We start from the raw sequence: 6,099 nt of genomic DNA, 5'->3' as shown, positions 1-6,099 counted from the left end.
GCAACGGTTGTTCCCCAAGCCGTGTCTGGCAGGGGAACAAGCGTACGCCCTGCTCGGCATGGGCAACAGGATAGCTGGGTAACGGGCCGCCCTGCAGGATACGCCGGGGCACGGCATCGGCAACCGGCGCGTAACCACGCTGGCTGTCGCCACGAGTGAGGATGAGTTTGGCTACCCCGTTGCCGAGCTGGCTGGCATAACGCAGCAATTCCTCACGCACCTGCGCCAGGTCGGCGCCAATCGCCAGCCGCTGGCAACCCAGCGCCAGGCGGGCGAGATGGCCGTCCAGCAGCCTGGGCCGGCCATGCCGAACGGCGATGGTTTCGAACAGACCATCGCCGTAGGCCAGGCCGCGGTTCTGCAGATTGAGCGCAGTCGCGGGCTGGCCGTCGATCCAGCTGAGCATCAACCGGCGAACCGGCGGAACACCAGCGAGCCGTTGGTGCCACCAAAGCCGAACGAGTTGGACAACACCACATCGATCGGCATGCTGCGCGCCTGGTGCGGCACGAAGTCCAGGTCGCAACCCTCGTCCGGTTCGTCCAGGTTGATGGTCGGCGGCGCCATCTGGCTGTTGATCGCCAGCACACTGAAGATCGCTTCTACCGCGCCAGCCGCCCCCAGCAGGTGGCCGGTCATCGACTTGGTCGAGCTGACTGCCAGCTTGTAGGCGTGGTCGCCGAATACGCGCTTGATCGCCGCCACCTCGGCAATGTCGCCCGCGGGGGTCGAAGTGCCATGGGCGTTGATGTAGCTCACGTGTTCCGGCTGGATGCCAGCATCGCGCAGGGCGTTGGCCATGCAACGCGCAGCGCCTTCACCGGAGTCTGGTGGCGAGGTCATGTGGTAGGCGTCGCCGCTCATGCCAAAACCGATCAACTCGGCATAGATGGTCGCCCCACGGGCCTGGGCATGCTCCAGTTCTTCGAGCACCAAGGCACCGGCACCGTCGGACAGCACGAAACCGTCGCGGCCTTTGTCCCATGGGCGGCTGGCGCGGGCAGGCTCGTCGTTGCGGGTGGACAGCGCGCGCGATGCACCGAAGCCACCCATGCCCAGCCCGCAAGCGGCCATTTCGGCGCCGCCGGCAATCATCACGTCGGCTTCACCGTAGGCGATATTGCGCGCGGCCATGCCGATGCAATGGGTGCCGGTGGTGCAGGCCGTGGCAATGGCGTAGTTGGGGCCCTGCAGGCCCAGGTGGATCGACAGGAAACCCGAGATCATGTTGATGATCGAGCCCGGCACGAAGAATGGCGAAATGCGACGCGGCCCCGAGTCATGCAGGGTGCGGCTGGTTTCTTCGATGTTGGTCAGGCCACCGATCCCCGACCCCATGGCCACGCCGATGCGCTCGCGGTTGGCGTCGGTGACCTCCAGGCCGGCATTACGCACCGCCTGGAACCCGGCCGCCAGGCCGTACTGGATGAACAGGTCGAGCTTGCGGGCCTCTTTGGCCGACAGGTACTGCTCCACCTCGAAGCCTTTCACCGAGCCGCCAAAACGGGTGGAGTAGGCAGACAGGTCCGTGTGTTCGATCGGACCGATGCCACTGCGGCCAGCCAGAATGCCCTGCCAGGTGCTCGGTACATCGGTACCCAGTGGCGACAGCATACCCATACCGGTGACCACGACGCGTCTACGCGACACAGTACTCTCCTTTTCTAATAACAGAGTCTCTTGGCATTGCATTCAAGCGCTGGAATGAAATGGCAACAGGCTCTTGGTGCGCGGTGAACGAGGCGGCCTGGACAATACGCGGCGCTCGCAAAGAAAAAACCGCACGCCAGCGAAGGCAGTGCGGTTTTCCCCGACAAGTAGCGTCGACGGTAACGTCTTAAGCCTGGTGGTTCTTGACGTAGTCGATAGCAGCTTGAACGGTAGTGATCTTCTCGGCTTCTTCGTCAGGGATTTCGGTCTCGAATTCCTCTTCCAGAGCCATCACCAGTTCAACGGTGTCAAGCGAATCGGCACCCAGGTCATCGACGAAGGACTTCTCAGCAGTCACTTCTTCTTCCTTGACGCCCAGTTGCTCGGCGACGATTTTCTTGACGCGTTCTTCGATGGTGCTCATACCTAGTTTTCACTCCTAATGGATATATGCAGGCAGCTGGCCGGTGGCTAATTTTATAGAAAGACGTTCGCTTTTCAAGCTGAACCTGCCTTCAGGCTAGTCACCGCACCCGCTGTCTGGAATCTGATTGCAGCTTTATAACGGATTTTAGGCTCGCAGTATGACTCTTTTTTTACGAAATCCGTCACATTGAGTTGCAGGGTTACATGTACATCCCGCCGTTGACCGGCACGGTTGCACCGGTTACATAGGCTGCACCGTCCGAAGCTAGGAACGAAACCACCTTGGCAATTTCGTCGGCCTGCCCCAGGCGGCCCAGTGGAATCTGGGTTTGCAGGGCTTCGCGCTGCGCTTCAGGCAGTTCGCGGGTCATGTCGGTATCGATGAAACCAGGGGTCACCGAGTTGACGGTAATGCCACGCGAACCGACTTCACGCGCCAGGGCGCGGCTGAAGCCTTCCAGCCCGGCCTTGGCAGCCGCATAGTTGGCCTGGCCAGCGTTACCCATGGCACCGACGACCGAGCCGATGCTGATGATACGACCCCAACGAGCCTTGGTCATGCCACGCAGCACACCCTTGGACAGACGGTAGAGGCTGTTCAGGTTGGTGTCGATCACATCGAACCATTCGTCGTCTTTCATGCGCAGCATGAGGTTGTCGCGGGTGATGCCGGCGTTGTTGACCAGAATGGCCGGGGCGCCGAACTGCTCACCAATGGCAGCCAGTACCGCTTCAATCGACTCGGCGCTGGTCACGTTCAGTTCCATGCCGGTGCCGGTGATACCGTGCTCTTTCAGGGTGGCGGCGATACGCTCGGCGCCGGAGGCCGAAGTGGCGGTACCAATCACGGTTGCGCCCTGGCGGCCCAGTTCCAGGGCGATGGCCTGGCCAATGCCACGGCTGGCGCCAGTGACCAGTGCAACTTTACCTTGCAGGCTCATGCAAGCTTCTCCAAATCAGGCCAGTGCCGCGCGGGTGGCGGCAACGGCGTCAGGGGTGTTGAGGTTGTAAGTGGTCACGCCATCGGCGCAACGCTTGTTCAGGCCAGCCAGGACTTTGCCCGGGCCACACTCGACCAGATTGACTGCACCATTGGCCGCCAGGGCCTGCACGCACTCAACCCAGCGTACCGGCTGGTACAGCTGCGCCAGCAGGTCCTGCTTGAGGGCATCGAGGTCGGCCGCGATGGCGGCGGTGACGTTCTGTACCACCGGAATCTGCGGGGCTTTCCACTCGATGGCGTTGACCGCATCGGCAAAGCGCTCGGCAGCCGGCTTCATCAGGGCGCAGTGCGAAGGCACGCTGACGGCCAGCGGCAAGGCGCGCTTGGCGCCTTTGGCCTTGCACAGCTCCATGGCGCGGTCGACCGCCGCCTTGTTGCCGGCGATGACCACCTGCCCTGGCGAGTTGAAGTTGACGGCACTGACCACTTCATCTTCAGCCGCTTCGGCGCACAGCTCCACGACCACAGCGTCGTCCAGGCCGAGAATGGCGGCCATGGCCCCGTGCCCGGCAGGTACCGCTTCCTGCATCAGCTGACCACGGCGCTCGACCAGGCGCACAGCGTCTTTCAGGCTGATGCTGCCGGCAGCGACCAGGGCGCTGTACTCACCCAGGCTATGACCGGACACGAAAGCTGGCGTGGCACCGCCCTCTTCCAGCCACAGACGCCACAGCGCGATGGACGCGGTGAGGATCGCCGGCTGCGTCTTGTCGGTCTGGTTGAGTTGCTCTTCCGGACCTTCCTGGACCAGCTTCCACAGGTCGTAACCGAGAGCTTCAGAAGCTTCCTTGAAGGTTTCGATGATCACTGGCTTCTCGGCGCCGAGCTCGGCGAGCATGCCCAGCGACTGGGAACCTTGACCGGGAAAGACGAATGCGAGAGATGCAGACATTGAACAAGCCCTTATGATCTTGTCGTCGGATAGGGTACGCCAGGCCTTGGGCCAGGCGCGGAATCTGAAAGCTTGGATGAAGACGCAGACCAAGCGGTCACATTTAAGCACTTCATCGGTGATATGCCTAAGGTCTTTGTTTGCCTGCTCGGGCCCGTCGCAGGCTAAAGCAGCAGGTCCTCCAAACGCCCGTGCAAACGCTGCGGCAGATTCTCCTGAATCTCGATCAACGCCCGCTGGATGGCACTCTGGAACCCCTGAACGCCTGCGGAGCCATGGCTCTTGATGACGATACCCTGCAAACCCAGGAAACTCGCGCCATTGTGCCGCGCCGGCGCCAGGTCGGCCTGCAGGCGCTTGAGCAGGGGCATGGCCACGGCTCCAGCGGCCCGCGCCAGCAACCCGCCCTTGAACAATTGCTCGATCCGCGCACCGATCATGGTGGCCAGGCCCTCGCTGGACTTGAGCAGGATATTGCCAACGAAGCCGTCGCACACCACCACATCCGCCTCGCCACGGTACAGCCCGTCACCTTCGACAAAGCCCACATAGTTGAGCCCGCGGGCATTGTGCAACAGGCTTGCCGCCAACTTGACCTGCTGGTTGCCCTTGATGTCCTCGGTACCGATGTTCAGCAACGCCACCCGCGGGCGGTGAACACCCAGGGCCTGGGCCGCCACCGACCCCATCACGGCGAACTGGTACAGGTTTTCGGCACTGCAATCGACATTGGCACCCAGGTCGAGCAACTGGCAGTAACCGGCCTGGGTCGGGATCGCGGCCACCATGGCCGGGCGGTCGATACCCGGCAGGGTCTTGAGCACGAAGCGTGACAATGCCATCAGCGCGCCAGTGTTGCCGGCACTGACGCAGGCCTGGGCCTTGCCATCACGCACCAGTTCCAGGGCGATGCGCATGGACGAGTCCGGCTTGCCACGCAGCACCTGGGATGGCCGCTCGTCCATGCCGACCACTTCACTGGCGGCGACGATTTGCAGGCGCGCGCGATCCGCAGCCGCAAGGCCGCTGACAAGATCTTCCAGGAGGGAGGGTTGACCGACGAGGGTCAGGTGCAACGAGGGGGTAGCGGAAAGGCAGGCAATGCTAGCCTGAACAATGCTGCGGGGACCGAAGTCCCCGCCCATTGCGTCGATCGCGATGACCTGAGCGGACAAGGATTACTCGTCAGCGCCCTTGTCGACCACTTTGCGACCACGGTATACGCCTTCTGGCGAAACGTGGTGGCGCAGGTGGACTTCACCGGTGGACTTGTCTACCGACAGCGCGTTTTCCGACAGAGCGTCGTGCGAACGGCGCATGTCACGGGCAGAGCGGGATTTTTTGTTCTGCTGAACAGCCATAATTGATTAACTCCTAAACGTTTGGGTCACGCTTTAACTGCGCCAAAACACTGAACGGGTTGGACCGCGATACCTCGTCCTTGCTCGATTCGGGCTCGTCTGCGCCCGCCGGCTGCTGGCATTCTTCCGGATGATGAGCAGGCACGATTGGCAGGGCGAGCAGAAGCTCCTCCTCGATCAATGCCTGCAGATCCAAAGGATCTTCGCCCAGTTCCAGCACGTCATAGCCTTTCGGCAACGACTGGGTATTCGCACCCTCCTTCACCACAGCGTAAGTGCATTCGCTATGGATCGGCAGGGTGACCAGCTCAAGACAACGCTGGCAAACCATTTTGACTTCGACGTCCAGCTCGCTGTGGATAACCACCACGTGCTGCTCATCTCGTTCAAAATCGAACTTCGCCTGCACCGTACCGACATTGTCGGAAAGCGGGTCGCAGAGTCTTTCCAAATCAGCGAGCGGCAGCGAACCGTTAAGGGTTACGCCACGATCGGCTAATTTGCGCGGGTCAACGTGAGGTGGAATCGGGTCATTCAACATAGGCGCAGCATAATAGGGATGCCCCCCGCCCCTGTCAAAGGAAATTAGGCGGCATCGTGCGTGATAGAATTTGTTCAACTGAATCAGGAGTCTACCATGCTTCCTCTGTTACTGGCTTCCAGCTCTGCCTATCGCCGCGAACTGCTCGCCCGCCTGCAGCTGCCTTTCACCTGGGCAAGCCCCGACATAGACGAGCAGCGCCAGGCCGGCGAGCCAGCGCCAGAGC

9 protein-coding genes are annotated in these 6,099 nt (G+C 61.8%); 1 reads left to right on the top strand and 8 read right to left on the bottom strand.

Annotated features, from left to right (window positions below; translation table 11 throughout):
* From APH30_RS25815 to APH30_RS28500, 8 genes are all read right to left on the bottom strand, one after another.
* Positions 1–406, bottom strand: a 406-nt coding sequence (locus tag APH30_RS25815) for an aminotransferase class IV (RefSeq protein WP_177333800.1), incomplete at its 3' end; no start/stop codon positions are given.
* Positions 406–1,650, bottom strand: a complete 1,245-nt coding sequence (gene fabF / locus APH30_RS25810; RefSeq protein ID WP_009685064.1) for a beta-ketoacyl-ACP synthase II — start codon at positions 1,648–1,650, stop codon at positions 406–408. The genes APH30_RS25815 and fabF, both read right to left, overlap by 1 nt.
* Before the next feature lie 187 nt (positions 1,651–1,837).
* A complete protein-coding gene (gene acpP, locus APH30_RS25805; protein ID WP_009685065.1) occupies positions 1,838–2,074 on the bottom strand; it encodes an acyl carrier protein in 237 nt (78 codons plus the stop codon).
* A gap of 202 nt (positions 2,075–2,276) precedes the next feature.
* Complete coding sequence (gene fabG, locus APH30_RS25800; RefSeq protein ID WP_054914121.1) at positions 2,277–3,017, bottom strand: 3-oxoacyl-ACP reductase FabG; 741 nt, start codon at positions 3,015–3,017, stop codon at positions 2,277–2,279.
* Between the two features lie 15 nt (positions 3,018–3,032).
* Positions 3,033–3,971 (bottom strand): ACP S-malonyltransferase, encoded by a 939-nt coding sequence (fabD, locus tag APH30_RS25795; RefSeq protein WP_082416260.1) that lies wholly within the window; start codon positions 3,969–3,971, stop codon positions 3,033–3,035.
* Between the two features lie 164 nt (positions 3,972–4,135).
* Positions 4,136–5,146 carry a phosphate acyltransferase PlsX gene (gene plsX / locus APH30_RS25790; RefSeq protein WP_082416259.1) on the bottom strand — a complete coding sequence of 337 codons (1,011 nt, stop codon included), beginning with the start codon at positions 5,144–5,146 and terminating at the stop codon, positions 4,136–4,138.
* A gap of 3 nt (positions 5,147–5,149) precedes the next feature.
* Entirely contained in the window at positions 5,150–5,332 is a 183-nt protein-coding gene (gene rpmF, locus APH30_RS25785; protein WP_029887079.1) for a 50S ribosomal protein L32, read from the bottom strand.
* Positions 5,333–5,345: 13 nt separating this feature from the next.
* Complete coding sequence (locus APH30_RS28500; protein ID WP_080709253.1) at positions 5,346–5,873, bottom strand: YceD family protein; 528 nt, start codon at positions 5,871–5,873, stop codon at positions 5,346–5,348.
* Positions 5,874–5,969: 96 nt separating this feature from the next.
* On the opposite strand from APH30_RS28500, the gene APH30_RS25775 reads away from it, so the two are divergent.
* On the top strand, positions 5,970–6,099 hold a 130-nt coding region (locus tag APH30_RS25775; RefSeq protein ID WP_177333799.1), incomplete at its 3' end, for a Maf family protein.

This window comes from Pseudomonas sp. NBRC 111127, assembly GCF_001320345.1.
Classification (GTDB): Bacteria; Pseudomonadota; Gammaproteobacteria; order Pseudomonadales; family Pseudomonadaceae; genus Aquipseudomonas; species Aquipseudomonas juntendi.
The sequence above is the reverse complement of the archived record's forward strand: the minus strand, read 5'-3'. Positions and strand labels throughout refer to the sequence as shown.